This window comes from Actinophytocola sp., assembly GCF_036402745.1.
Taxonomy (GTDB): Bacteria; Actinomycetota; Actinomycetes; order Mycobacteriales; family Pseudonocardiaceae; genus Actinophytocola.
In genome coordinates, this window is record NZ_DASWSJ010000113.1 from 16,845 (window position 1) to 39,805 (window position 22,961).

The following is a 22,961-nucleotide window of genomic DNA, read 5'->3' on the forward strand; positions in this document are numbered from 1 at the left end:
CCCAGCCTATCCGGCGGCAGGGCGGTCGCCAGTCGTCGAGCCCGCGCTGGTGCTGAAGGCCGTGCCGTAGCGGCGGTCGAGGTAGACGTCGATGCCGATCTGGCCCCGGAGGTAGCGGGCACGGAGGTCGCGGTCGGTGCGGTCGTCGATGACCGGCGTGTCGAACCGGACCGGGTGCGGTGTCACGTGACCCGGCCGGGCGTGCCGGAGCATGCCGCTGACCGCGATCACGATCACCAGCCCGACCGCGGCGCCGAGCACCATGGCAGTCATGACTCACCTCGCTCACCCTGGTCTCGCTGTCCCTGGTCCGTCGGATCCAGCGTAGGAAGCGGCCGGTTCGCCACCTGCCAACGCGAGGTAAGCGCGCAGCAAATCGCCAGCCACAGCCCGCCGAGCAGCCAGCCGGCGAGCACGTCCGACGGCCAGTGCACGCCGAGGTAGACCCGGCTGAGCCCGATGGCGACGACGACCAGCACGCCGGCCGCGATCACCACCGCCCGCACCGCGCGCCCGGCCAGCCGCGACACGAGGACCACCGTCAGCACCCCGACCACCGCCGCGGCGCCGAGGCTGTGTCCCGAGGGGTAGGACCAGCTGGTCTCCACCATCAGCCGGTCGGCGACGGGTGGCCGGGGTCGCCCGACGACGTTCTTGGCCAGCGGCACCAGCAGCCCGGCCCCGCCGGTCGTCACACCCACGAGGATCGCCTGCGCCCATTGCCGGCGCCACGCCAGCCACGCGGCCACGCACCCGGCCAGCACCGCGAGCACCGTGGTGCTGCCGAGCGTGCTCACCCCGTTGGCCAGCTGGGTGAGCACCGGCGACCGGTGCGCGACGATCCACTGGTGCCACGGCCGGTCGACCACGGTGAGCCCGTCGTGGTCGAAGACGTTGTCGGTGAGCTCGGCGAGGACCAGCCCGACCAGCACGAGCGCCCCCACCCGCCCGACCATCCACGCGACGGGACGTGACTGGGTGGCTGCGGTCATCTGCCGAGCGTATGGACCGATCGGCACACACCCGGCCAACGCCGGGTTAGCGCAGGGCAAACCCGTCTGCTCCGGCGCGCGGCCGCCGGGAGGTCAGGCGCCGCCGGTCGGGCACAGCTCTCCGCGGTGCGGCAGGGAACGCACCCCGAGCTCGCGGCGGATTCCGTTGCCCGCCAAGCCTTCTGACTTGGGCCGAAGGCAGACGTGCGGCCAGGACAGCGGCGAGCGGCGCCGCGACGGGGTCAGAAGGCGGGGTCAGAAAGGCGGGTCAGAAGGCGTAGGGGCCGAAGCGTCCCCATGCGACGATCGCGGCCAGTACGAAGAGGACCGCGTTGGGCCCGAAGCCCGAGTATTCCTTGCGGCGGGCGTGGGTCACGGCGGCCAGGACCATGGTCACGGCCAGGCCCGTGGCGGCCAGCGGGGTCAGCACCGGGGCTATGCCGGTGATTGGGGGCAGGATCAGGCCGATGGCGCCCAGCACCTCGACGATCCCGATGAAGCGCACCGTCGCGGGGGAGAAGTCCTCCACCCACGGCATCCTCGGCGCGAGCTTGTCCTTGGGCTGGGTCGACTTCACCCCACCGGACAGCGCGAACAGCACGGCCAGCAGGACCTGCAGGATCCACAGGAAGACGTTCATGGCGCGGAGCGTACCGCACGAAGTGGAAAAGGCACTCCATTTCGGTATGCTGGCACCATGGCCGATGAGGCCGCGCCCTTGCGCAGCGACGCCGAACGCAACCGGGACCGCATCCTGGCCGCGGCCCGCCGGCGCTACGCCACCGACGGCATCAACGTCTCCATGGCCTGCCTCGCCCGCGACGCGGGCGTCGGCATCGCCACGCTCTTCCGGCGCTTCCCCACCCGCCAGGACCTCGTCGCCGCCGTGTTCGCGGAGACCATGGACGCCTACGCCGACGCCACCGCCACGGCCCTCGCCGACCCCGACCCCTGGCACGGCTTCACCGGCTACCTCGAGACCGTCTGCGCCATGCAGGCCGCCGACCGCGGCTTCGCCGAGCTGCTGACCATGACCTTCCCCACCGCCAAGGCCCTGGAGGCCCGGCGCGCCGAGGCGTACGCGGGGTTCACCGCGCTGATCGCCCGCGCCAAGGCCGCCGGCAAGCTCCGGCCGGACTTCACGCCGGAGGACCTCGGCCTGCTGCTCATGGCCAACGCCGGCGTCATCGCGGCCACCCGCGGTGCCGCTCCCGACGCCTGGCGCCGCCTGGTCGGCTACATGCTCCAGGCCTTCGCCGTCCACGACGCGGACGCGCTGCCGCCCGCCCTCGACCCCACCGCGCTCTTCCGGGCGATGGTCCGGCTCAACCGCGACGCGCGGGCGGGCGAGACGTAGAAGGGAACTCCGTCATGCGAATCGGCTTCGCCCTGCCGCAGTTCGGCGCGCTGGCCCACCAGCCCGACCAGGTGGCGCGCTTCGCCGAGCAGGCCGAGCAGCAGCTGGGCGCCGACAGCCTGTGGGTCGGCGACCGGCTGCTCGCCCCGGTCGACCCGACCGTGGGCTACGGCGGCGGCACCACGATCCCGGCGGAGTTCAACTCCATCCTCGACCCGTTCGGCCTGCTCACCGTCGCCGCCACGGTCACCGGGCGGGTCCAGCTCGGCACCAATGTCCTCAATGCCCCGTGGTACCCGCCCGCGATCTTCGCCCGCTCGCTCACCAGCATCGACCAGTTCAGCGCCGGCCGGCTGCTGCTGGGCCTCGGCATCGGCTGGTCGCCGGAGGAGTACGTGGCCGCGGGGATCCCCATGACCGAGCGCGGTGCCCGGCTCGACGAGTGTCTCGACGCGCTCGACGCGCTGTGGACCGCCGACCCCGCCGAGTACCACGGCCGGCACTGGTCGGTGCCCGCCACCCGGGTGGAGCTCACCCCGGCACAGAAGGGCGGCCCGCCGATCTATCTGGCGGGCTTCGCCCCGGCCGCCGTGCGCCGGGTCGCCCGCCGCGCCGACGGCTGGCTTCCCGTGTACCGGCCGGGCACCCGCGAGTTCGACCCCGAGGCCACGATCGCCGCACCCCTGGCCCGCATCCGCAAGCTTGCCGCGGCGCAGGGGCGCGACCCGGCGAGCATCGGCACCGTGCTGCGCGTCTACCCCGTCGCGGGCGTCAGCGCGCGGGAGTGCGCCACCGCCCTCGTCCGGGCCGAGCGGGAGGCCGGCACGGACCACGCGTTCGTCGACCTCCAGTGCCTGGCCGAGAGCGTCGACCACGCACTGGAGCTGGCCGGGCGCATCCTCGAGCACGCCCGCCGGTAGCCCCGGTCAGCCGGCCGGGTTGATCTCCGGGGTGAGGTAGTACGGGTTCTCCGTCAGCGCGCCCGCCATCCACACCTTCGGATGCGCCTTGATCATCGGGATGATCAGGTCGCCGCCGAACAGGTCCAGGTCGTACAGGCACACGGTGATCTGCGGGTAGCGGCGCATCCATCCGGTCACGCTCACCTCCTCGGCCACGAGCTCGTCGATGAGGGCCGGGGTGAGGATCGGCGCCGCCCAGCTCATGTCGCCGGCGATCCGCCCGAACGGCCGGCCGGTCGAGACGTGCTTGCGGGTGGCCCAGGTCTCCAGCGACTCGAGCAGCTCCGCGGGGGCGAACCGGCCGTCGCGCAGATGCCCTGTCTCCGGCTCGGTCAGCTCGAGGTCCCCCTTGTCGCCCAGGAGCGACCACGCGGTCTCCTTCTCTCCGTGGGCGGCGTGGAAGAGGACCGCGTGCCCGGCCCGCAGCCCCTCGGACAGGAACGGCAACAGCAGCTGGTCCCGCTGGTTCTTGCCGCGGAAGAACACGCAGAGATGATCGCGCGGGTACAGCGGTGTCCCGCCCAGCGTCGCGATGGGTGTCCTCGGCATCGTGTCCTCCATCGGGGCCCGTTCGTGCGTGGCAACGTTCATTCCGGGCCCCGCAGCACCTGCCACGCCCTCGTGGCCACATGCAGGTTGAGCCTGCTGTCGACGTCGTTGAGATCGAGATCGGTGATCTCCCGGATCCGGCCCAGCCGGTAGCGCAACGTGCTCCGGTGGATCATCAGGGTCGACGCGGTCTCGTCGTAGCTGCCGCCGCACTCGAGGTACTGCGACAACGTCCGGACGAGGTCGGAGCTCTTGTGCTCGTCGTAGTCCAGCAGCCGGCCGAGCCACTCCCGGACGAACGCGACGATCTCCTTGCGACCGTCCCCTGTGTCCAGGATCCGGTACACGCCCAGCTGGTCGAACGTCGTCGCGCCGTGCGGTGTCCGCGACGCGCGCCGGATGTCCAGTGCCCGCAACGCTTCCGAGTACGACCGCGGGAAGTCGCCGGGCTGGTCGCACGGGCCGCCGACGCCCACCGCGCCGGAGCTGGCCCCGAGGTGCTCCGAGAGCGTGTGGTGCAGCGCGTGGCCGTTCGGGTGGCCGTGGACGAGGAGCACGACCGCGCCGGAGCGGCGCGAGACCAGCGTGCTCCACTTCAGCGCCGTGGCCGCCCGGCCGGCGGCCTCGGCGACCGCGTCCTCGTTCGGCAGGCCGCTCCAGCGCACCACCACCACGTGATGCGGGCCGCGCAGGTCGTGCCCGATCGCGTCGGCGCGGGCGAACGCGCTCTCGTCGTCCGTGCCGGTGATCAGGTCGTCGACGAGGTCGCGGTGCAGGCGCAGCTCGACCTCGGCGAGGTTGCGCTGGTGGGCCAGCTCCAGCGCCAGCACGGTGGTCCCGTACTCGAGCGCGAACATCTCGTGCCGGCCGGCGGTGCCGTCCGGGTCCACGAGCGACAGCACGCCGAGCACCTCGTGCCTCGGCTTGACCAGCGAGACGAGCCGGTCCTTGTAGCGCAGCGGACGCGGGGTCGTCGCCGCCGCCCGCAGCATCTCCTCGCGCCGCTCGCCGCTGAGCTTCGGGTACGGGTGCGGCTGGCCGGGACCGCCCCACGCCCGCAGGTTGCCGAACCTGTCCTCGATCGCGACCGGCAGCCCGGTCAGCTCGTGCAGCGCGTGCGCGATGCCCGGCTCGCCGGCGCCGGAGGCGGCGATCGTGCTGAGCACGTCGTGCACGTGCGTCTGCTTCTCGAGCCGCGCGACCGAGTCGGACAGCTCCGTGTTGACCGCCTGCAGCTCGCGGGACTGCTCGCGTTCCCTGCGGTGCATCGACGCGTTCGCCAGCGCGCCGGCCGTCTGCTGCCCGAGCGCGGTGAGGAGGAAGAACTCGTCCCGCGACGGTTCCGCCGGCCCGCGCACCACCAGCCAGCCGGCCAGCCCGCTCAGCCCCCGCAAGGCGAATCCCCAGCGCCAGACGCCGTCGGGCAGGTCGACGCGGCCGCTGTTGCCGTCGAGCGACCCGACCCGCGCGTCGAGCTCCGCGTCGGCGGCTCCCGCGTCCCGACGGGTCAGTGCGCCGTCGATCACGAGGTACGCCGCGTCGACCTCGCAGCCGCTCAGCGACGGCACGGAGGTCGCGGCGAGCTGGACGATGTCGTCGGCCCTGCGGCTGTCGAACATCATCATCGAGACGACGAAGAGCCCGTAGAGCTTCGACAGCTGCGCGCGCCACCAGCTGTCCGTCCTGACCGTGTGATCCGGAGTCGTTCCGGTAATCGTTGATGTCACCGTGCCTCCCCGGTGCGGACCAGATTTCCGCGCTGACCAGGCGGCCTTGCTCTGCCAGGTCGATCGGTCGAACGCTTTTGGACCTATCAGGCCGACGCGCCGCCCTGTGCGCCTTTGTCACTGTGGGTCCTGCCGCAAGGTTCCTCACGGTCGCTCCGGGGTTGTCCTGAGATGCGGTTTCAAACCCCGGGCGAAGGAAAAAGTGCGTCGCGAGGTGCGCCGCCGACGGCGGGTTTCCGCGCGGCCGAAAACCCCTTGAAGAGGAATGAGTAGAGATCATGACATTGATGCGTTTCGACCCGTTCCGCGATCTCGAGCGGCTGACCGAGCAGGCGTTGGCCGGCGGTCGGGGTCCCCGTGCGATGCCCATCGAGGCGTTCCGCCGCGGCGAGGAGTTCGTCGTCGCGCTGGACCTGCCGGGCGTGGACCCGGAGGACGTCGACGTGACGGTGGAACGGAACGTGGTCACGGTGCGCGCGCAGCGCAAGCCACTGCGCGGCGAAGGTGACGAGCTGCTGGTCGACGAGCGGCCGACGGGCGAGTTCAGCCGGCAGTTCTTCCTCGGGGACAACCTGGACACCTCGCGGCTGTCCGCGCACTTCGACCGCGGCGTACTCACCATGACCATTCCCGTGGCCGAGTCCAGCAAGCCCCGCAAGATCCAGGTCGGCCACGAGGGTTCGGAGCCCAAGACCATCGAGACCGGTTCGGAGCAACCGGCCAACGCCTAGGGAGGCGAGCGATGACCGCGCAGCAGCAGCCGGGTGCGACCGCGCATTCAACGCGGCAGAGCGACACCAAACGTCGGACCATCGGGTCCTACGACAGCTACAGCGACGCCGAGCGGGCCGTGGACTACCTGTCGGACAACCGCTTTCCGGTTCGACGGGTCGCCATCATCGGCTCGGACGTGCGGATGGTCGAGCAGGTCGTCGGGCGGCTGAACTACGGCGGCGCGGCACTGCGGGGAGCAGGCTCGGGCGCCGTCACCGGCGTGCTGATCGGGTGGCTGTTCGGACTCTTCAACTGGTACAGCCCGATCCTCGCCTCGCTCACCCTCGCCTTGTACGGCCTGGTCTTCGGCGCGGTGATCGGCGCGCTGTTCGGCCTCATCGTGCACGCCTTGCAGCGCGGCCGCCGTGACTTCGCCTCCATCCGGGTGATGCAGCCCGCGCGCTACGAGCTCGTCGTCGACGAAGAGGTGGCCGACGAGGCCATGAACCTGCTCGCGAAGATGCCGGGAGGCGCATGATGGCCCGGGCGGTAGGCATCGACCTGGGGACGACCAACTCGGTGATCGCCGTCTGGGAAGCCGGCGAGCCGAGGGTCATCCCCAACTCGGAAGGCGCGCGGACCACCCCGTCGGTGGTGGCGTTCACCGAGAGCGGCGAACGCCTCGTCGGCCAGCTCGCCCGCCGGCAGGCGATCCTCAATCCGAAGGGCACGATCTCCTCGGCGAAGCGGTTCATCGGCCGCAAGTTCTCGGAGGTCACGGAGGAGGCCAAGGCGGTCGGCTTCGACGTCGTCGAGGGCGAGAACGGCGCCGTGCGGTTCAAGGTCCGGGGCAAGCTGTACGCGCCGGAGGAGATCAGCGCGATGATCCTGCGCAAGCTGGCCGATGACGCCGGCAGGTCCCTCGGCGAGCGGGTGACGCAGGCCGTCATCACGGTGCCGGCCTACTTCAACGACGCCCAGCGCCAGGCCACCAAGGACGCCGGCAAGATCGCCGGCCTCGAGGTGCTCCGGATCATCAACGAGCCGACCGCGGCCGCGCTGGCCTACGGGCTCGACTCGAAGTCCCACGAGACGGTCCTCGTGTTCGACCTGGGTGGCGGCACGTTCGACGTGAGCCTGCTCGACGTCGGCGACGGCGTGGTCGAGGTCCGGTCGACGGCGGGGGACACCCACCTCGGCGGCGACGACTTCGACCGCCGGATCGTGGACTACCTCGCCGACGAGTTCCAAAGGGACAACGGCATCGACCTGCGGTCCGACCCGCAGGCGCTGCAACGGCTCTTCGAGGCCGCGGAGAAGGCGAAGGTCGAGCTCAGCTCCGTGACCCAGACGAGCGTGAGCCTGCCGTTCATCACCGCGGACAAGGACGGTCCCAAGCACCTGACGACCACGCTGACCCGGTCGACGTTCGAGAAGATCACCGCCGACCTGGTCGAGCGGTGCCTGGGCCCGGCCAAGCAGGCGATGGCCGACGCGAAGGTGACGGCCAACGACATCGACGAGGTCATCCTGGTCGGCGGCTCGACCCGGATCCCGGCCGTGCAGGCCCTGGTCCGGAAGCTGACCAACGGCAAGGACCCGAACATGAGCGTCAACCCGGACGAGGTGGTCGCGCTCGGCGCGGCCGTCCAGGCCGGGGTGCTCACGGGCGAGGTCAAGGACGTGCTGCTGCTCGACGTCACCCCGCTGTCCCTCGGGGTCGAGACCCGCGGCGGCGTGATGACGAAGATCGTCGAACGCAATACGACGATCCCGGCGCGGCGGACCGAGGTGTTCTCGACCGCCGAGGACAACCAGCCGGCGGTCGACGTGGTCGTCCTGCAGGGCGAGCGCGAGCGCGCGGCCGACAACAGGGTGCTCGGTCGGTTCCAGCTCACGGACATCCGGCCGGCGCCACGGGGCGAGCCGCAGGTCGAGGTCACCTTCGACGTCGACGCCAACGGCATCCTCAACGTCAACGCGAAGGACAAGGACACCGGCGCCGAGCAGGGCATCACGATCAGCGAGAGCTCGAACCTCGACAAGGAGGACATCGAGCGGATGGTCTCCGAGGCCGAGCGCAACCGGGCCGACGACCAGCGGCTGCGTGCGGAGGTCGACGCACGCAACATGCTCGACTCGATGGCCTACCAGGTCGAGCGGCTGATCACCGACGACACGCCACCGCACGAGAAGGCGCGGGCGGAGATGCTGGTCCAGCAGGCACGCGAGGCCGTGGAGCAGCAGGCGCCGCTGGACCAGGTGCGCTCTCTGACCTCGGAGCTGCAGCAGCTGCAGGCCTCGCTCTCCGCGGTCAGGTCGGGCGACGGCGGCGGCAGCACCGGGAGCAGGGAGAGTTCCGGGAGTTCCGCCGCGCAGGACGACGACGTCATCGACGCCGACTTCGACCGCGCGTGAGGGAGTTTTTCCATGGCCACTCCAGGAAAGTCCGCGGAGCCGGGGAACTCTGCGGCGGACGCCGGAGCCGGCGCCGATTCCCGCCTCCTAGAGGCGTCGGCTCCGGCTACCGGGGCTCAGGCCGACCAGCCGAGCCCCGAGGTCGCCGAGCTCGAGGACCGGTGGCGACGGGCCATGGCCGACCTCGACAACGTGCGCAAGCGGCATGCCGAGGAGCTGCGCCGGGAACGTGCGGCCGAGCGGGCGCGGGTCGCGGCCGCCTGGCTTCCCGTGCTCGACAACCTCGAGCTGGCGCTGGCTCATGCCGGCGCGGAGCCGGGGTCCATCGTGCAGGGCATCCTCGCGATCCGGGACCAGGCGGTGCAGATGCTCGCCTCGCTCGGGTACCCGCGGGACGACCAGACCGGCGTGCCGTTCGACCCCAACCGGCACGAGGTCGTCGCCGTCGTCGACGACCCCGAGGCGGAGCCGAACACGGTCACCCGGGTCGTACGGCCGGGCTACGGGACCGGCCGCGACGAGCTGCGGCCAACGGCTGTCGCCGTGAGCAAGCCCCGGGAGTGAGCGCCGGTGGCGACCGACTTCTACGACGCGCTCGGCGTCTCCCGGAACGCGAGTGCCGAGGAGATCCAGCAGGCGTACCGGAAGCTCGCCCGCCGGTACCACCCGGACGTGAACCACGACCCGGGCGCGGAGGAGCGTTTCAAGGAGATCAGCGAGGCCTACCAGGTGCTGTCCGATCCGGAGCAGCGCACGAAGTACGACCGGTTCGGTGCGGACTTCCGGCGGGTGCCGGAGGACTTCGACGAGCGGGCCTACGCGGGCGGACGCGGCGGAGGGGGTCGCGTCCGCTACGCCCGCGGCGGCGGTGGCGGTGGTGCGCAGGGCTTCGGCGGTGGCTTCGAGGGCTTCGAAGGCGTGGACATCGAGGACCTCCTCGGCGGCCTGTTCCGCGGTCGCGGCGGCCGCGGCGGCGGACCCGTTCCGGGCGCGGACCAGGAGGCCGAGCTCGAGCTGACGGTCGAGGAGGCCTACCGGGGTGGCCGCCGGCACCTGACCTTCGGCGGCCCGGGCGGGCGCGAGTACGACGTCACCATCCCGCCCGGCGTGGTCGACGGGCAGCGGATCCGGCTCGCCGGGCAGGGCGGGCGGGGATCCGGGAACGGTCCCCCCGGGGACCTGTACCTCACCGTGCGGATCAAGCCGCACCCGCGCTACCGACTGTCCGGTCGGGACATCATCGTGGACCTGCCGGTGTCGCCGTGGGAGGCCGCGCTCGGCGCGACCGTCCCGGTGACCACCCCGGGCGGCGAGGTCAAGGTGAAGGTGCGGCCCGGCTCGTCGACCGGTACGCGGCTGCGGTTGCGCGGTGAGGGCATGCCCAACCCCAAGGGAACGCCGGGCGACCTCTACGCCGAGGTGCGCGTGATGGTGCCGAAGAAGCTCAGCAAACGGGAACGTGAGCTCTTCGCCGAGCTCGCGGCGGTGTCCGACTTCGACCCGAGGAGGACGTGATGGCCGAGTACCTGCTCGTCCGTCCGGTCCGGCTCAGTGTGGACTCCGTGGCTGTCCGAAGTGGACTCCATCCCGAGCTGGTCCGCCGGTTCGCCGCGCTGGGCCTGGTGGACAGCGTCACCGACGCGCAGGGCCGGCTCTGGTTCGAACCGTCCACTGTGGCCACCTTGGCCCGGGTGCAGCGGCTGCGGTCCGGGCTTTCGCTGAACTACGCGGCCATCGGCCTCGTGCTCGACCTGTTGAAGCGTATCGACGTCCTCGAGGCACAAGTCGGGAGCAGTCGACGATGGACATGAACAAGCTGACCCAGAAGTCGCAGGAAGCACTGCAGCAGGCGCAGAGCGAGGCGCAGCGCCTGCGGCAGACCGAGACCGACGGCGAGCACCTGCTGCTGGCCCTGATCGACCAGCCCGACGGGCTCGTGCCCCGGCTGCTGGAACAGACCGGGGCCGACGTCTCCGGGCTGCGGAAGGCGATCGAGGAGGAGCTCGCCCGCCGGCCCAGGACGACCGGGACCGGTGCGGCGCCGGGCCAGGTCTACGTCACCCGGCGGCTCGCCGACCTGCTGGAGGCCGCCGCGCGGGAGGCCGAGCGGCTGAAGGACAACTACGTCTCGGTCGAGCATCTGATCCTCGCGCTGGCCAAGGAGGGCTCGAAGTCCGCGGCCGGGCGAAGGCTGGCCGAGTTCGGCGTGACCCCGGAGTCGTTCCTCTCCGCGCTGACGAAGGTCCGCGGCAACCAGCGGGTCACCTCCGCCACACCGGAAGGCGCGTACGAGGCTTTGGAGAAGTACGGCCAGGACCTCGTCGCCGACGCGCGGGCGGGCAAGCTCGACCCGGTGATCGGCCGCGACGCCGAGATCCGGCGGGTGATCCAGATCCTGTCCCGCAAGACCAAGAACAACCCGGTCCTCATCGGCGATCCCGGGGTCGGCAAGACCGCGATCGTCGAGGGCCTCGCCCAGCGGATCGTGCGCGGCGACGTGCCGGAGGGCCTGCGGGACAAGACGATCTTCTCCCTCGACATGGGCGCGCTCATCGCCGGCGCGAAGTACCGCGGCGAGTTCGAGGAGCGGCTCAAGGCCGTGCTGGCCGAGGTCAAGGCCGCGGAGGGGAGCATCCTGCTCTTCGTCGACGAGCTGCACACCGTCGTCGGCGCCGGGGCCACCGAGGGCGCGATGGACGCGGGCAACATGCTCAAGCCGATGCTCGCGCGCGGTGAGCTCCACATGATCGGGGCCACCACGCTCAACGAGTACCGCAAGCACATCGAGCCAGACGCCGCGCTCGAGCGGCGGTTCCAGCCGGTCCTGGTCGACGAGCCGACGGTGGAGGACACCATCTCCATCCTGCGCGGGCTCAAGGAGCGGTTCGAGGTCTTCCACGGCGTGAAGCTCGCGGACAACGCGCTGGTCGCCGCCGCGGTCCTGTCCCACCGCTACATCTCCGACCGCTTCCTGCCGGACAAGGCGATCGACCTCGTCGACGAGGCGTGCGCGCGGCTGCGCACCGAGATCGACTCGATGCCGGCCGAGCTCGACGAGCTCACCCGCCGGGTGACCCGGCTGGAGATCGAGGACGCCGCGCTGTCGAAGGAGACCGACCCGGCCAGCAAGGCCCGGCTCGAGGACCTGCGCAGGGAGCTCGCCGACCTCCGGGCCGAGGCCGACGCCAAGATGGCGCAGTGGGAGGCCGAGCGCCAGGCGATCCGCCGGGTGCAGGAGCTGCGCTCGGAGCTGGAAAGGCTGCGGCACGAGGCGGAGGAGGCCGAGCGGAACTACGACCTCAACCGCGCCGCCGAGCTGCGCTACGGCGAGATCAGGGAGCTGGAGCGCCGGCTGGAGGCCGAGGAGGAGCAGCTCGCCGCCAAGCAGGGCGAGCACCGGCTGCTGCGCGAGGTGGTCACCGAGGACGAGATCGCCGAGATCGTCGCCGCGTGGACCGGCATCCCGGTCTCCCGGCTGCGGGAGGGCGAGCGGGAGAAGCTGTTGCGGCTCGACGAGATCCTGCACGAGCGGGTCGTCGGGCAGGACGAGGCGGTCCGGCTGGTCGCCGACGCGATCATCCGCGCGCGCTCGGGCATCCGCGACCCGCGCAAGCCGATCGGGTCGTTCATCTTCCTCGGCCCGACCGGGGTCGGGAAGACCGAGCTGGCGAAGACCCTCGCCGAGGCGCTGTTCGACAGCGAGGAGAACATGATCCGGCTCGACATGAGCGAGTACCAGGAGCGCCACACGGTCAGCCGGCTGCTCGGCGCGCCGCCCGGCTACGTCGGCTACGACGAGGGCGGCCAGCTCACCGAGGCCGTGCGCCGCAAGCCCTACTCGGTCGTGCTGTTCGACGAGATCGAGAAGGCGCACCCGGACGTGTTCAACACCCTGCTGCAGGTGCTCGACGACGGCCGCATCACCGACGCGCAGGGCCGGACCGTCGACTTCCGCAACACGGTGCTGATCATGACCTCCAACATCGGGTCGCAGCACCTGCTCGACGGGGTCACCTCGGACGGGGAGATCAAGCCGGACGCGCGCGAGGCCGTCTTCGCCGAGCTGCGCCACCACTTCCGGCCCGAGTTCCTCAACCGCGTCGACGACATCGTGCTGTTCACCCCGCTGGGCCTGGCGCAGATCGAGCGGATCGTCGACCTGCAGTTCGCGCAGCTGCGCGACCGCCTCGCCGAGCAGCGCATCACCATCGAGCTCACCCCGGAGGCCCGCAAGCTCATCGCGCGACGCGGGTTCGACCCGGTCTACGGCGCCCGGCCGCTGCGCCGCTACATCTCCCACGAGGTCGAGACGAGGATCGGCCGGGCGCTGCTGCGCGGTGAGCTCGTCGAGGGGCGGGTGGTCGTGGTGGACGCCCGGGACGGGGAGCTCGTCATCGAGATCACCGACGGGGAGAGCAGGGCCGCGGCATGAGAACGGTGACCGTGACCTGCGAGCACTGCGGGAAGACCAACCGGCTCCCGGTGGCCGCCGAGGGCGCGCCGAAGTGCGGGAACTGCAAGCGGCCGCTGCCCTGGATCGTCGACGCGGGCGACGCCGACTTCGCCGAGATCGCCGAGCGGGCCACGCTGCCCGTGCTCGTCGACCTGTGGGCGACGTGGTGCGGACCGTGCCGCATGGTCAGCCCCGTGCTCGAACAGCTCGCCCGGGAGAAGGCCGGGCAGATCAAGCTCGTGAAGGTCGACGTCGACAGGGCGCCCCAGCTGTCGCAACGGTTCAGCGTCAAGGCCGTGCCCACGTTGCTGGTGCTGCGCGACGGCAAGGTCCTCGCGCAGCAGGCGGGCGCCGCGCCCGCGAACGTGCTGCGCGAGTGGCTCGACAAGGCGATCACCTCGTCGGAGGGCGCCGCCCAGGAGGCCAGGACATGACCACGAAGACGATGCTTCGCCGGCTGCCGCTGCGGGTCACCGCCGGCGCGTTCATGCTCAACTCGGGGTTCGGCAAGATCGGCGCGGACCAGCGGACCGCCCAGCAGCTGCACGGGTTCGCCGCCGGCACCTACCCGGCGCTCGGCAAGCTCGACCCGGAGCTGTTCGCCAAGGCGCTGGCCACGGGCGAGATCGCGAGCGGCATGGCGTTGCTGATCCCGTTCGTGCCGGTCGCGATCGCCGGGCTCGGGCTGACCGCCTTCTCGGCCGGGCTGCTCGGGCTGTACCTCAAGACGCCCGGCATGCACAAGGAAGGGAGCCTGCGGCCCACCGAGCAGGGCATCGCCCTCGCGAAGGACGTCTGGCTGTTCGGGATCGGGCTCTCGCTCACCCTCGACGGTCTCCTGGGCGGGGATGAGGACGGATGACCGCGGTCGTCGATCCGCATCTCGCGCTCGTGCGCGACGTCGTGCCGCGCACCCCGCAGGGCTGCGAGGAGTGCCTGCTCGCCGGCACGCCGTGGGTGCACCTGCGGCTGTGCCTGACCTGCGGGCACGTCGGTTGCTGCGACTCGTCGCCGATGAAGCACGCGCACCGGCACGCCCGCGCGGTCGGCCATCCGATCGTGCGCTCGTTCGAGCCGGGGGAGAACTGGCGCTGGTGCTACGTGCACGAGACCTACGTATGACGACCACGCCCGACATCGGGTCGGGTGAGCCGCTGACCGAGACCCCCGACCCCTACGACGCGTTCCCCCGCCTGTCCGACGAGCAGATCGCGACGCTGGCCCGCGGCGGCGAGCGGCGCCCGACCCACGCCGGCGAGGTGCTGTACGCGCAGGGGGAGCGGACGACGACGTTCTACGTGATCCTCAGCGGTCTCGTCGCCATCGTCGAGGGAGAGGGGGACGAGGAGCGGGTCGTCCGCGTGCACGGGCCGCGCCGGTTTCTCGGCGAGCTGGGCCTGCTCGAGGGGCAGCCCGCGTTCACCGGCGCGGTGGTCGCCGAGCCGGGCGAGGTGCTGGCGCTCCCCGCCGACGCGCTGCGCAAGCTGGTGCTCAGCGACCCGGTGCTCGGCGACCTGATCCTGCGGGCCTACCTCAACCGCCGCTCGCTGCTCATCGGGCTGGGCACCGGCCTGCGGATCATCGGCTCGTGCTACTCGCCGGACACCAAGCGGCTGCTGGAGTTCGCGGCCCGCAACAGGCTCCCGCACAAGCTGGTCGACGTCGAGAAGGACGCCCAGGCCGAGGCCCTGCTGCGGCGGCTCGGCGTGTCCGTGGCGGAAACACCGGTGGTCGCGTTGCACGACAAGGTGCTGCGCAACCCGAGCAACGCCGAGCTGGCCCGGCAGATGGGGCTGCGCCCGCCGGAGCCGGAACAGGCCGTGCGCGACCTGGTCGTCGTGGGCGCCGGCCCGGGTGGTCTCGCCGCGGCCGTCTACGGCGCCTCCGACGGGCTGGTGGTGTCGGCGCTGGACGCGCTGGCCCCGGGCGGGCAGGCGGGGACGAGCTCGCGCATCGAGAACTATCTCGGCTTCCCGTCGGGAATCTCCGGCTCGGAGCTGGCCGAGCGCTCGGTGATCCAGGCGGACAAGTTCGGCGTCCGGGTCGCCGTCCCGGCCGAGGCGGTCACCCTGCGCGCCACCGACGGGCACTACGTGGTGGGGATCCGCGAGGGCGTCGAGGTGGCCTCCCGCGCGGTCGTGATCGCCACCGGTGCCCACTACCGCAGGCTCGACGTGCCGGACGTCGAGAGGTACGAGGCGACGAGCGTGTACTACGCCGCCACCCTGCACGAGGCGCGGGCCTGCATGGCCGACCCGGTGGCGGTGGTCGGCGGCGGCAACTCGGCCGGCCAGGCGGCCGTGTTCCTCGCGGGAAGTTCACCCAAGGTTCATCTCCTGGTGCGGGGCAAGGATCTCAACGAGGACATGTCCCGCTACCTGGTCGACCGGGTCACGCGGCATCCGAGGATCGAGGTGCTGACCCGGGTCGAGGTGCGCGACATCGAGGGCGAGGACAGCGTCGATGGCGTGGTCGTCGAGAACGTGGACACCGGGGAGCGCACGAGGCTCGACGTCCGCGCGATGTTCGTCTTCATCGGCGCTGTCCCTTACACCGCCTGGCTTTCCGGCATGGTCGCGCTCGACGAGGACGGGTTCGTGCTCACCGGCGTGGACGCCGACGGGTCGCGCGCGGAGGACCTGTGGCGGGGTGTGGATCGTCCCCCGCTGCCGCTGGAGACGAGCCGGCCCGGGGTGTTCGCGGTGGGGGACGTGCGGCACGGTTCGGTGAAGCGGGTGGCCTCGGCGGTGGGCGAGGGGGCGATGGCGGTCCGGCACGTGCACGAGCACCTGTTCCCGCGGCTGTGAGCCCGGCTATCCCCGCATGGCCGCGGACGTGGTCCACGCCCGGGTGGCGAGCTGCAGGTTGAACCGCACGTCCGGGTCGGACAGGTCGAAGCCGGAGAGCTCCCGGATGCGCCGCAGCCGGTACCGTAACGTGTTGCGGTGCAAGGACAACGCCTTCGCGGCGGTGTCGTAGTGCCCACCGGACTCCAGGTACTGGCTGAGCGTCTCGACGAGCCGGCCGTGCCGGATGTCGTCGTAGTCGAGCAGCGCGCCGAGCCACTGCTGCACGAACGACTCCACCGAGCCCACGTCGGCGATCTCGGACAGCAGCTGGTAGATGCCGAGGTTGTCGAACACCGTCACCTGGGGCGGCCACCCGGCGGAGAACTGCAGCTTCAGCGCGAGCTGGGCCTGGGTGTAGGACCGCGGGAAGTCCGCCGGCTGCACGCACAGCGCGCCCACGCCCAGCCGGCAGCGGGTGCGGTTGCCGAGATGCGCCTGCACCGCGGTACGCAGCTGCTCCCAGTCGACCTCGTCGGCGCACAGCACCGCCACGCCACTGGACCGGGACGTCATCAGTGAGGGCGCGCCGGTCTCCCGGACGCCCTGGCGGACCGCGTGGTACAGCGCCTCGTTCGTGCTCGTCCGCCGGCTCGTGGTGATCATGGCGACGCGGTGTGGCCGCTCGAGGTCGTAGCCCAGCGCCCGCGCGCGTTCCTTCGCGCTGAGCGCGTCCGTGCCGGCGAGCAGCTCCTCGGCCAGGTCGCGCCGCAGCCGCAGCTCGGACTCCGCGAGGGACCGGATGTGCGCGAGCTCGAGGGTGAGCACCGTGTTGGCGTACTCGAGCGCGAGCTGCTCGGTGGCCCCGGCCAGGCGGTCCGGGTCGACGAGCGCGATCACGCCGTCGATCTCCCCGCTCGGCTGGGCCGCCAGGATCAGCCGGCCCCGGTCCCGGACGGGCTCGCCCGCGGTGACCGCCCTGCGCAGGGTCTGCGCGCGCCTGCCCGGCGACTGCTTGGGATACGGCCTGGGCTGGTCGGGTCCGGCCCAGGCCAGGAGGTTGCCGTGGCGGTCCTCGATGGCCACCGGGTAGCCGGTGAGCTCGTTGACGACGTCGGCTATCCCCTCCCGGCCGCCGCCCCTGGTGGCGACCTGGGTGAGCCTGTTGTGGATCTCCAGGTGGCGTCGCAGCAGCGCCAGCGACGCCTCCAGCTCGCTGTTGGAGCGCTCCAGGGCGTGGTTGGCGTTGCGCAGCTCCTGGGTGGCGGCACGCTCGAAGGCGTGCAGCCGGGCGCTGGCCAGCGCCGTGCCCGCCTGCTGCATCAGCGCGCCGATGAGGAACCGGTGGTGCTGGGCCGGTTCCGCCGGGCTCCTGACGATGACGTGCCCGACCGGTTCGCGCAGGTTGGCCAGGGGATAGGCCCACACCCAGCCCTCCGTCGAGAGCGTCACCGGCCCGCCCGCCCGGCCGAGGGTGTGCAGCTGCCGCTCCAGCCGGTCGACGTACGGCGGGATCCGGATGTTCTCGACGTCGGCCCAGCCGCCGTCGATGTGCACGGCCACGGTGCGCGCGTCGCCGAACGAGCCCGCGGCGCTGGTGGCCATCCGCAGGATCTCCGACTCGTCGTAGCTCGAGGTCATCACCATCGACAGGGCGAGCAAGGCTCGGAACGACGCCAGTTGCTCGCGCAACTGCATTACCTCGTCGTCAGGCATGACATGTGGTTTCGTCAACCATGTCGGTCGGCGACCGAGGACGGATCCACGTAGTACATGTTCTCGAGCACGGTGCCCCCCAGGAGAACCATGGGGTGCGTTCGCATGATCTCGACGAACAGCCGCCCCTCGTAGCGCACCCACTCCACCGGGTCGATGTCCTTGTGGATGCCCATGCTCATCTCGCCGGTCAGTAAAGCCGTGGAATACGCGCCCGAAGTGAGAGCGTCCGAGGCCCACTCCTCCCAGTAGGCCAGCATCGCGGGCCCGGAGAAGCCGCTCTCGCCCGTATACGCGTCACGCGCGATCCTGACCTCGAGCGATGTGCCGGCCGCGGCGGGGTCGTCGATGTCCACTGCGTCGGTGACGGCCGTGGTGCTGGGCTCGTCGAGCACGCCGAGGCATTTCGCCCCCGAGGCGAGACCTTCCCGTAAGAATGAGCCCGCCATGTCGTTGCGTTCTGCCCGGCCGCGGAAGAGCCCGCAAATATGAGTGCCCGCCGGGACCGACACACCTGGCAGGCCAAGATCTACATTTCCACGCATCCCGACCCCTTCGGTGACGCTGGCAGATCTTCCATCCTGGCATAGATCTCCGGAAATTGCTCGACATGTCACGGCCACAGTGGACAAATGTGGCTGGTAAGCGCGCAGTGCGGTCATGGGCTGTTTCACTTGTGTCCTCGGGTCCATTGGAGAGCTTCAACTCGACTCGCCAGCACGACGACCAGGCGTGTCCTGACGACCACAATCGAATCGGTCAGGGTGGCTTACCCGCGGGGAGGACAGATGAACGTGCGGACCGATCAGCCAACTGTCGCTCGGGACGGCACGGAGGACCGCGGGGCTTTCCGGTGGGCCGGCTCCGTGCTGCCCTTCCGGCCGGAGTCCAGGAAACGGCGGTTGAGGTGCGACCTGAGAGACCTCACGGACGGGGCGGTGCTGCTCCACATCCGGGGTGACGTGGACCTGCTGACCGCGGATCCGTTGCGGTCCCTGCTCGCCCGGCTGGTCGCCGGCTCCACCGGGGCGATCCTGCTGGACCTGAGCGACGTGGCGTTCCTGGGCGTCAAGGGCGTCGCGATCCTGCTCGACACCACAGAGGACTGTCGTCGGCGCGGCACCGAGCTGCGGCTGGTGAACATCTCGCACGCCGTTCGCCGTCCGTTGACCACGCTGGGCCTGCTCGACTCCTTCGACATCGTCGGTGCGGCGGACCATGCGCGGCACCGGTGACCGGTGACCGGCGCCGGGCCCGGCGCGGCGGTGGTGCGAGGCACGTGCCGGCCGAGGACGCGTTGTCCGGGCAGCTCGAGGACATCGCCTGCACGCTGGACGGCCTGCTGACGATCCTCGACACCGACGAGGGCCTCGACGCCGTGCTGGGGCGGCTGGCGCAGACCGCGCTGCTCGCGCTCGACGGGGCCGACGCGGTCACGGTGACCATGCTCGACGGCCCGACGCCGCGCACCGCCACGGCGACCTCGTCGGCGATCCTGCTGGTCGGCCAGGCGCAGTACGCCGAGGGCGAGGGCCCGGACCTGGAGTCGGCGCGGACCCGTTCGCCGGTGCGCGTCTCGGTCGAGGAGGTGGCCGACCGCTGGCCGGCCTTCGCCGAGGCCGCCCGCGCGCTCGGCATCCACTCCTACCTCGCGGCGCCGCTGGTGTTCCCCGCGGCGCACGAGCGGGAGGACGAGCTCGTCGGCTCGCTCAACATCTACGGCTGCACGCCCGACGTCTTCGATCCCGTCGACACCGCGGTGGTGTGCCTGCTGAACACCGCCGCCGCGACCGCGATCGGCAACGCGCGCCGCTACCTGCACACCCGCGAGCTCGTCGACCAGCTGCGCGCCGCACTGGTCTCCCGCGGCCCCATCGACCAGGCCAAGGGCGCCCTGATGGCCCTGTACGGCGTGGACGCCGAGCGTGCCTTCGCCCAGCTCGTCCACCGCTCGCAGCACCGCAACCTCAAGGTGGCCGAGGTGGCCCGCCAGGTCCTCGCCGCCATCGGCCAGCCGAGGGAGCCGTAGTTCCCGGCCGGCCGGTGACGCCGGCGGTCAGGGGGAGAGGACGACTTTCACGCAGTCGTCGCGCTTGTGCTTGAACGTCTCGTAGCCGGCGGGGGCCTCGTCGAGCGGCAGGCGGTGGGTGATGACGAAGCTGGGGTCGATCTCGCCGGCCTCGATCCTCGCCATCAGCGGGCGCAGGTAGCGCTGCACGTGGCACTGGCCGGACCGGATCGACAGGCCGCGGTTCATCACGGTGCCGATCGGGAACTTGTCCATCAGCCCGCCGTAGACGCCGATCACGGAGACGACGCCGCCGCTGCGGCAGCTGCGGATGGCCTGGCGCAGCGCGTGCGGCCGCTCGGTCTCCGCGCGGGTGGCCTGCTTGATCCGGTCGTAGGCGTGGATGAGACCGGTGCCGTGGTGGGCCTCCATGCCGACGGCGTCGATGCAGGCGTCCGGGCCGCGGCCGCCGGTCAGCTCGAGCAGGGCCTGGTGGATGTCCTCGTGCTCGTAGTTGAGCGTGTGTGCCGCGCCGGCCCGCTCGCTCGCCATGCGCAGCCGGTAGTTGAACCGGTCGATGGCGATCACCTTCTCCGCGCCGAGCAGCAGCGCGCTGGCGATGGCGAACTGGCCCACGGAGCCGGCACCCCACACGGCGACCACGTCGCCGGGACTGATGTCGCACATCTCGGCGCCCATGTAGCCGGTGGGCAGGATGTCGGACAGGAACAGGACGCGCTCGTCGGGGACGTCGCTCTCGATCTTGAGGGGGCCGACGTCGGCGAAGGGCACCCGGGCGTACTGGGCCTGGCCGCCGGCGAAGCCGCCGGTGAGGTGGGAGTAGCCGTAGATCCCCGCGGTCGGCTGGCCGAACATGGCCTCGGCCAGCCCGGCGTTGGGGTTGCTGTTCTCGCACACCGAGAACTGCTGGCGGTTGCAGGCGTTGCAGGCGCCGCAGGCGATGGGGAACGGCACCACGACCCGGTCGCCGACCTGGAGGTTGTAGACGTCGTGGCCGAGCTCCACCACCTCGCCCATGAACTCGTGGCCGAGGATGTCGCCGCGGCGCATGGTCGGGATGTAGCCGTCGTAGAGATGGAGATCCGAGCCGCAGATCGCCGTCGAGCTGATCCGCACTATCGCGTCCCGGGAGTTGAGGATCTTCGGGTCGGGGACGGTGCGCACCTCGACGGAGTTGCGGCCGGTCCAGCAGTTCGCGCGCATGTCGGGATGGTTTCCTTCCGGATCGTTCGGGATCGGGGGCCGCGCCCGGAGCTGGCCGGCGCGACCGAGGTCGGCGCGGTCAGGCGGAATGCGCCCGCGACCGCTCGTCGGGGATCGGCTGGGCCGGCCGCTGGGCGAGCTGGCGGTAGCTGAGCACCCCGGTGGGGTTGGCGTCGGACCTGACCACCTCGCCGGTCTCCATCACCTGCTTGAACCGGCGCAGGTCGTCCTTCACCTGCTGCGCGGGCTCCTCGCCGAACAGCTTCGCCACGGCCACGCCGGCCCGGCCCAGCGGCGGGGCGTACGCCAGCTCCACGACGACCTCGGTGCCCCGGTCGCCCGGTGCCGTCGCGAAGTGCACCGAGCCGGAGTTGGGCACGTCCGCGCCCTCGACCGACCGCCACGCGATGTGCTCGGACTCGACGTCGGCGACGATCTCGGCATCCCACTCGACCGTCGTCCCGGCCGGCGCCTTGGCCTTCCAGTGGGACCGGCGCCCGTCGACGCGCACCGACTCGAGGTGGGCCATGAACCGGGGGAGGTTGGTGAGGTCGCGCCAGAACCGGTACACGTCCTCGACGGGCCACCGCACGGTCACCGCGGACTTCACGGTGATCGTCGTGGAGGTGGCCGCGTCGCGGCTCTGCCTGACGCTCGCGAGGATGTCGGCCGCGGTCACGCCGGCCACCGAGGCCATCGCCAGCGCCACCCGCTTGCGCCCGTTGCGGGGGTCGAGCAGGGCCCGGCCCAGCATCGCGAGGTCGAGCACGTCCCCGGCGACCCGCGCCCACAGCCACGGCGTGGGCCGGCGCCGGCTGAGGATCGCGGTGCCGACGGTGAGCTCGCGCATGCCGCCGACGGTGGCCATCAGGGTCCGGTTGCGTGGGTTGTCCTTGACGCCGACGACGCGGTCCATGTCGCTGGGCCGCAGCACCTGCGCGGTCCCCAGGCCGACGCTGAGCCAGCCGAGCCCGCGGGTCAACCGGTCGGCGTCCTGGTCGTTTCGTGTTCTCTCGGTTGTGGTCATCGCGGCGGATACCCGGGGTTCGAGCGCCCATTCACGGCAGGCCAACCCTTTCCCACGTTCGCGGGTCCGGCGCGCGGGCGGTCGTGTACCCGGCAGGTCGGCGGGTATTCGGCGCGATGACCAGAAACGAGAGTTCCGGCGACTCGCTGTCGTTCATCGGCACGGCGACGACGTTGCTGCGGCTGGGCGGGTTCCGCGTGCTGACCGACCCCAACTTCCTCCACATGGGCCAGTGGTCCTACTTCGGCCAGGGGCTGTTCTCCCGGCGCCGCACCGAGCCCGCGATGCAGCCGGCCGACCTGCCGCCGCTGACCGCGGTGCTGCTCTCCCACCTGCACGGCGACCACTTCGACCGGGTCGCCCGGCGCGAGCTGGACCGGGCCGTGCCGATCGTGACCACCGAGCAGGCGGCGGACAAGCTGCGCCAGGGCGGCTTCCGCGCACCCGTCGGACTCTCGACATGGGCGACCGAGACGTTCGCCGACGGCGAGGCCACCCTCACGGTCACCGCGGTGCCCGCGCGGCACACGGCCGGACCGCTGAACCTGTTGCTGCCGCGGGTGATGGGCAGCGTCCTCGAGTACCGGCCGAGCGCGAACGTCACGCCGCTGCGGGTGTACGTCAGCGGCGACACGGTGCTGCACGACGACCTGGCGCTGATCCGCGACCGGTTCCCCGTGCTGGACCTCGCGGTGCTGCACCTGGGTGGCACCCGGGTGCTCGGCGTGCTGCTGTCGATGGACCACAAGCAGGGGGTCGACCTGCTGGAGCTGCTCGAACCGGCGACGGCGGTGCCCGTGCACTACGACGACTACGGGCTCTTCACCTCGCCGGTGTCCAACTTCCTGACCGAGGTCCGCGACCGCGCGCCGGCCGCCCGGGTGCGGCTGCTGCGCCGCGGCGACACCGTGCCGCTGGACGGCTCGCTGCTCGGCCCGCCGGGACAGCAGCGCTAGGCGGTTCGCGTCGTGGGGTGCGCCGACCGGCTCGGACTCCGGCACGCCGCGCCGAGGTCGCCGCCGCGCACC

Annotated in this window: 25 protein-coding genes; 16 read left to right on the top strand and 9 right to left on the bottom strand. The window is 71.6% G+C overall.

Going from position 1 to position 22,961, the window contains the following annotated elements:
• Positions 1 to 6: 6 nt before the first annotated feature.
• The 3 genes from VGD70_RS10825 to VGD70_RS10835 all read right to left on the bottom strand — a co-directional run bounded on the left by VGD70_RS10825 (position 7) and on the right by VGD70_RS10835 (position 1,632).
• Positions 7 to 273, bottom strand: coding sequence for a hypothetical protein (locus tag VGD70_RS10825; RefSeq protein ID WP_331080683.1), 267 nt, complete (start codon positions 271 to 273; stop codon positions 7 to 9).
• The gene (locus VGD70_RS10830; protein ID WP_331080685.1) at positions 270 to 992 is read right to left on the bottom strand and encodes a phosphatase PAP2 family protein; all 723 of its coding nucleotides are present in this window, start codon (positions 990 to 992) and stop codon (positions 270 to 272) included. The genes VGD70_RS10825 and VGD70_RS10830 overlap by 4 nt, the downstream gene beginning before the upstream one ends.
• A 268-nt stretch (positions 993 to 1,260) precedes the next feature.
• Entirely contained in the window at positions 1,261 to 1,632 is a 372-nt protein-coding gene (locus VGD70_RS10835) for a DoxX family protein (protein ID WP_331080686.1), read from the bottom strand.
• A gap of 57 nt (positions 1,633 to 1,689) precedes the next feature.
• Between VGD70_RS10835 and VGD70_RS10840 the strand changes: the two genes are divergently transcribed.
• Both VGD70_RS10840 and VGD70_RS10845 read left to right on the top strand, forming a co-directional pair.
• Entirely contained in the window at positions 1,690 to 2,349 is a 660-nt protein-coding gene (locus VGD70_RS10840) for a helix-turn-helix domain-containing protein (protein WP_331080688.1), read from the top strand.
• Between the two features lie 14 nt (positions 2,350 to 2,363).
• Complete coding sequence (locus tag VGD70_RS10845; protein WP_331080690.1) at positions 2,364 to 3,269, top strand: TIGR03619 family F420-dependent LLM class oxidoreductase; 906 nt, start codon at positions 2,364 to 2,366, stop codon at positions 3,267 to 3,269.
• 6 nt (positions 3,270 to 3,275) lie between these two features.
• Here VGD70_RS10845 and VGD70_RS10850 read toward each other — a convergent pair whose 3' ends face one another.
• A complete protein-coding gene (locus VGD70_RS10850; RefSeq protein ID WP_331080692.1) occupies positions 3,276 to 3,860 on the bottom strand; it encodes an MEDS domain-containing protein in 585 nt (194 codons plus the stop codon).
• Positions 3,861 to 3,898: 38 nt separating this feature from the next.
• The gene (locus tag VGD70_RS10855; protein WP_331080694.1) at positions 3,899 to 5,587 is read right to left on the bottom strand and encodes a PucR family transcriptional regulator; all 1,689 of its coding nucleotides are present in this window, start codon (positions 5,585 to 5,587) and stop codon (positions 3,899 to 3,901) included.
• 278 nt (positions 5,588 to 5,865) lie between these two features.
• Here VGD70_RS10855 and VGD70_RS10860 point away from each other — a divergent pair, with 278 nt between their 5' ends.
• From VGD70_RS10860 to VGD70_RS10910, 11 genes are read left to right on the top strand one after another with little or no spacing between them, the layout of a single operon-like run.
• Positions 5,866 to 6,318, top strand: coding sequence for an Hsp20/alpha crystallin family protein (locus VGD70_RS10860; RefSeq protein ID WP_331080695.1), 453 nt, complete (start codon positions 5,866 to 5,868; stop codon positions 6,316 to 6,318).
• Between the two features lie 11 nt (positions 6,319 to 6,329).
• Positions 6,330 to 6,839, top strand: coding sequence for a general stress protein (locus VGD70_RS10865; RefSeq protein ID WP_331080697.1), 510 nt, complete (start codon positions 6,330 to 6,332; stop codon positions 6,837 to 6,839).
• A complete protein-coding gene (gene dnaK, locus VGD70_RS10870; protein ID WP_331080699.1) occupies positions 6,839 to 8,719 on the top strand; it encodes a molecular chaperone DnaK in 1,881 nt (626 codons plus the stop codon). Before VGD70_RS10865 ends, dnaK begins: the two co-directional genes overlap by 1 nt.
• A gap of 12 nt (positions 8,720 to 8,731) precedes the next feature.
• Positions 8,732 to 9,283, top strand: a complete 552-nt coding sequence (locus VGD70_RS10875; protein WP_331080701.1) for a nucleotide exchange factor GrpE — start codon at positions 8,732 to 8,734, stop codon at positions 9,281 to 9,283.
• A gap of 6 nt (positions 9,284 to 9,289) precedes the next feature.
• Complete coding sequence (locus VGD70_RS10880) at positions 9,290 to 10,234, top strand: J domain-containing protein (RefSeq protein WP_331080703.1); 945 nt, start codon at positions 9,290 to 9,292, stop codon at positions 10,232 to 10,234.
• Positions 10,234 to 10,530, top strand: coding sequence for a chaperone modulator CbpM (locus VGD70_RS10885; RefSeq protein ID WP_331080705.1), 297 nt, complete (start codon positions 10,234 to 10,236; stop codon positions 10,528 to 10,530). Before VGD70_RS10880 ends, VGD70_RS10885 begins: the two co-directional genes overlap by 1 nt.
• On the top strand, positions 10,521 to 13,151 hold the full coding sequence (gene clpB / locus VGD70_RS10890) for an ATP-dependent chaperone ClpB (RefSeq protein WP_331080707.1): 2,631 nt from the start codon (positions 10,521 to 10,523) through the stop codon (positions 13,149 to 13,151). Before VGD70_RS10885 ends, clpB begins: the two co-directional genes overlap by 10 nt.
• Positions 13,148 to 13,606: a thioredoxin gene (trxA, locus tag VGD70_RS10895; protein ID WP_331080709.1), complete on the top strand. Its 459-nt coding sequence runs from the start codon at positions 13,148 to 13,150 to the stop codon at positions 13,604 to 13,606. The genes clpB and trxA overlap by 4 nt, the downstream gene beginning before the upstream one ends.
• Positions 13,603 to 14,034 (top strand): hypothetical protein, encoded by a 432-nt coding sequence (locus VGD70_RS10900; RefSeq protein WP_331080711.1) that lies wholly within the window; start codon positions 13,603 to 13,605, stop codon positions 14,032 to 14,034. The genes trxA and VGD70_RS10900 overlap by 4 nt, the downstream gene beginning before the upstream one ends.
• Complete coding sequence (locus tag VGD70_RS10905) at positions 14,031 to 14,294, top strand: UBP-type zinc finger domain-containing protein (protein WP_331080713.1); 264 nt, start codon at positions 14,031 to 14,033, stop codon at positions 14,292 to 14,294. The genes VGD70_RS10900 and VGD70_RS10905 overlap by 4 nt, the downstream gene beginning before the upstream one ends.
• Positions 14,291 to 15,979: an FAD-dependent oxidoreductase gene (locus VGD70_RS10910; RefSeq protein ID WP_331080715.1), complete on the top strand. Its 1,689-nt coding sequence runs from the start codon at positions 14,291 to 14,293 to the stop codon at positions 15,977 to 15,979. The genes VGD70_RS10905 and VGD70_RS10910 overlap by 4 nt, the downstream gene beginning before the upstream one ends.
• A 6-nt stretch (positions 15,980 to 15,985) precedes the next feature.
• Here VGD70_RS10910 and VGD70_RS10915 read toward each other — a convergent pair whose 3' ends face one another.
• On the bottom strand, positions 15,986 to 17,650 hold the full coding sequence (locus tag VGD70_RS10915; protein WP_331080717.1) for a PucR family transcriptional regulator: 1,665 nt from the start codon (positions 17,648 to 17,650) through the stop codon (positions 15,986 to 15,988).
• 38 nt (positions 17,651 to 17,688) lie between these two features.
• Entirely contained in the window at positions 17,689 to 18,366 is a 678-nt protein-coding gene (locus tag VGD70_RS10920) for an MEDS domain-containing protein (protein WP_331080719.1), read from the bottom strand.
• Between the two features lie 246 nt (positions 18,367 to 18,612).
• Here VGD70_RS10920 and VGD70_RS10925 point away from each other — a divergent pair, with 246 nt between their 5' ends.
• Together VGD70_RS10925 and VGD70_RS10930 are read left to right on the top strand one after the other, a co-directional pair.
• Positions 18,613 to 18,909: an STAS domain-containing protein gene (locus VGD70_RS10925; RefSeq protein WP_331080721.1), complete on the top strand. Its 297-nt coding sequence runs from the start codon at positions 18,613 to 18,615 to the stop codon at positions 18,907 to 18,909.
• Complete coding sequence (locus VGD70_RS10930) at positions 18,906 to 19,703, top strand: GAF and ANTAR domain-containing protein (protein WP_331080723.1); 798 nt, start codon at positions 18,906 to 18,908, stop codon at positions 19,701 to 19,703. The genes VGD70_RS10925 and VGD70_RS10930 overlap by 4 nt, the downstream gene beginning before the upstream one ends.
• Before the next feature lie 27 nt (positions 19,704 to 19,730).
• On the opposite strand, the gene VGD70_RS10935 is transcribed toward VGD70_RS10930, so the two are convergent.
• Positions 19,731 to 20,906 (bottom strand): zinc-dependent alcohol dehydrogenase, encoded by a 1,176-nt coding sequence (locus tag VGD70_RS10935; protein WP_331080724.1) that lies wholly within the window; start codon positions 20,904 to 20,906, stop codon positions 19,731 to 19,733.
• Positions 20,907 to 20,985: 79 nt separating this feature from the next.
• Positions 20,986 to 21,933, bottom strand: a complete 948-nt coding sequence (locus VGD70_RS10940; protein WP_331080725.1) for an SRPBCC family protein — start codon at positions 21,931 to 21,933, stop codon at positions 20,986 to 20,988.
• Between the two features lie 116 nt (positions 21,934 to 22,049).
• On the opposite strand from VGD70_RS10940, the gene VGD70_RS10945 reads away from it, so the two are divergent.
• Positions 22,050 to 22,889, top strand: a complete 840-nt coding sequence (locus tag VGD70_RS10945) for an MBL fold metallo-hydrolase (protein WP_331080726.1) — start codon at positions 22,050 to 22,052, stop codon at positions 22,887 to 22,889.
• Positions 22,890 to 22,961: the final 72 nt, after the last annotated feature.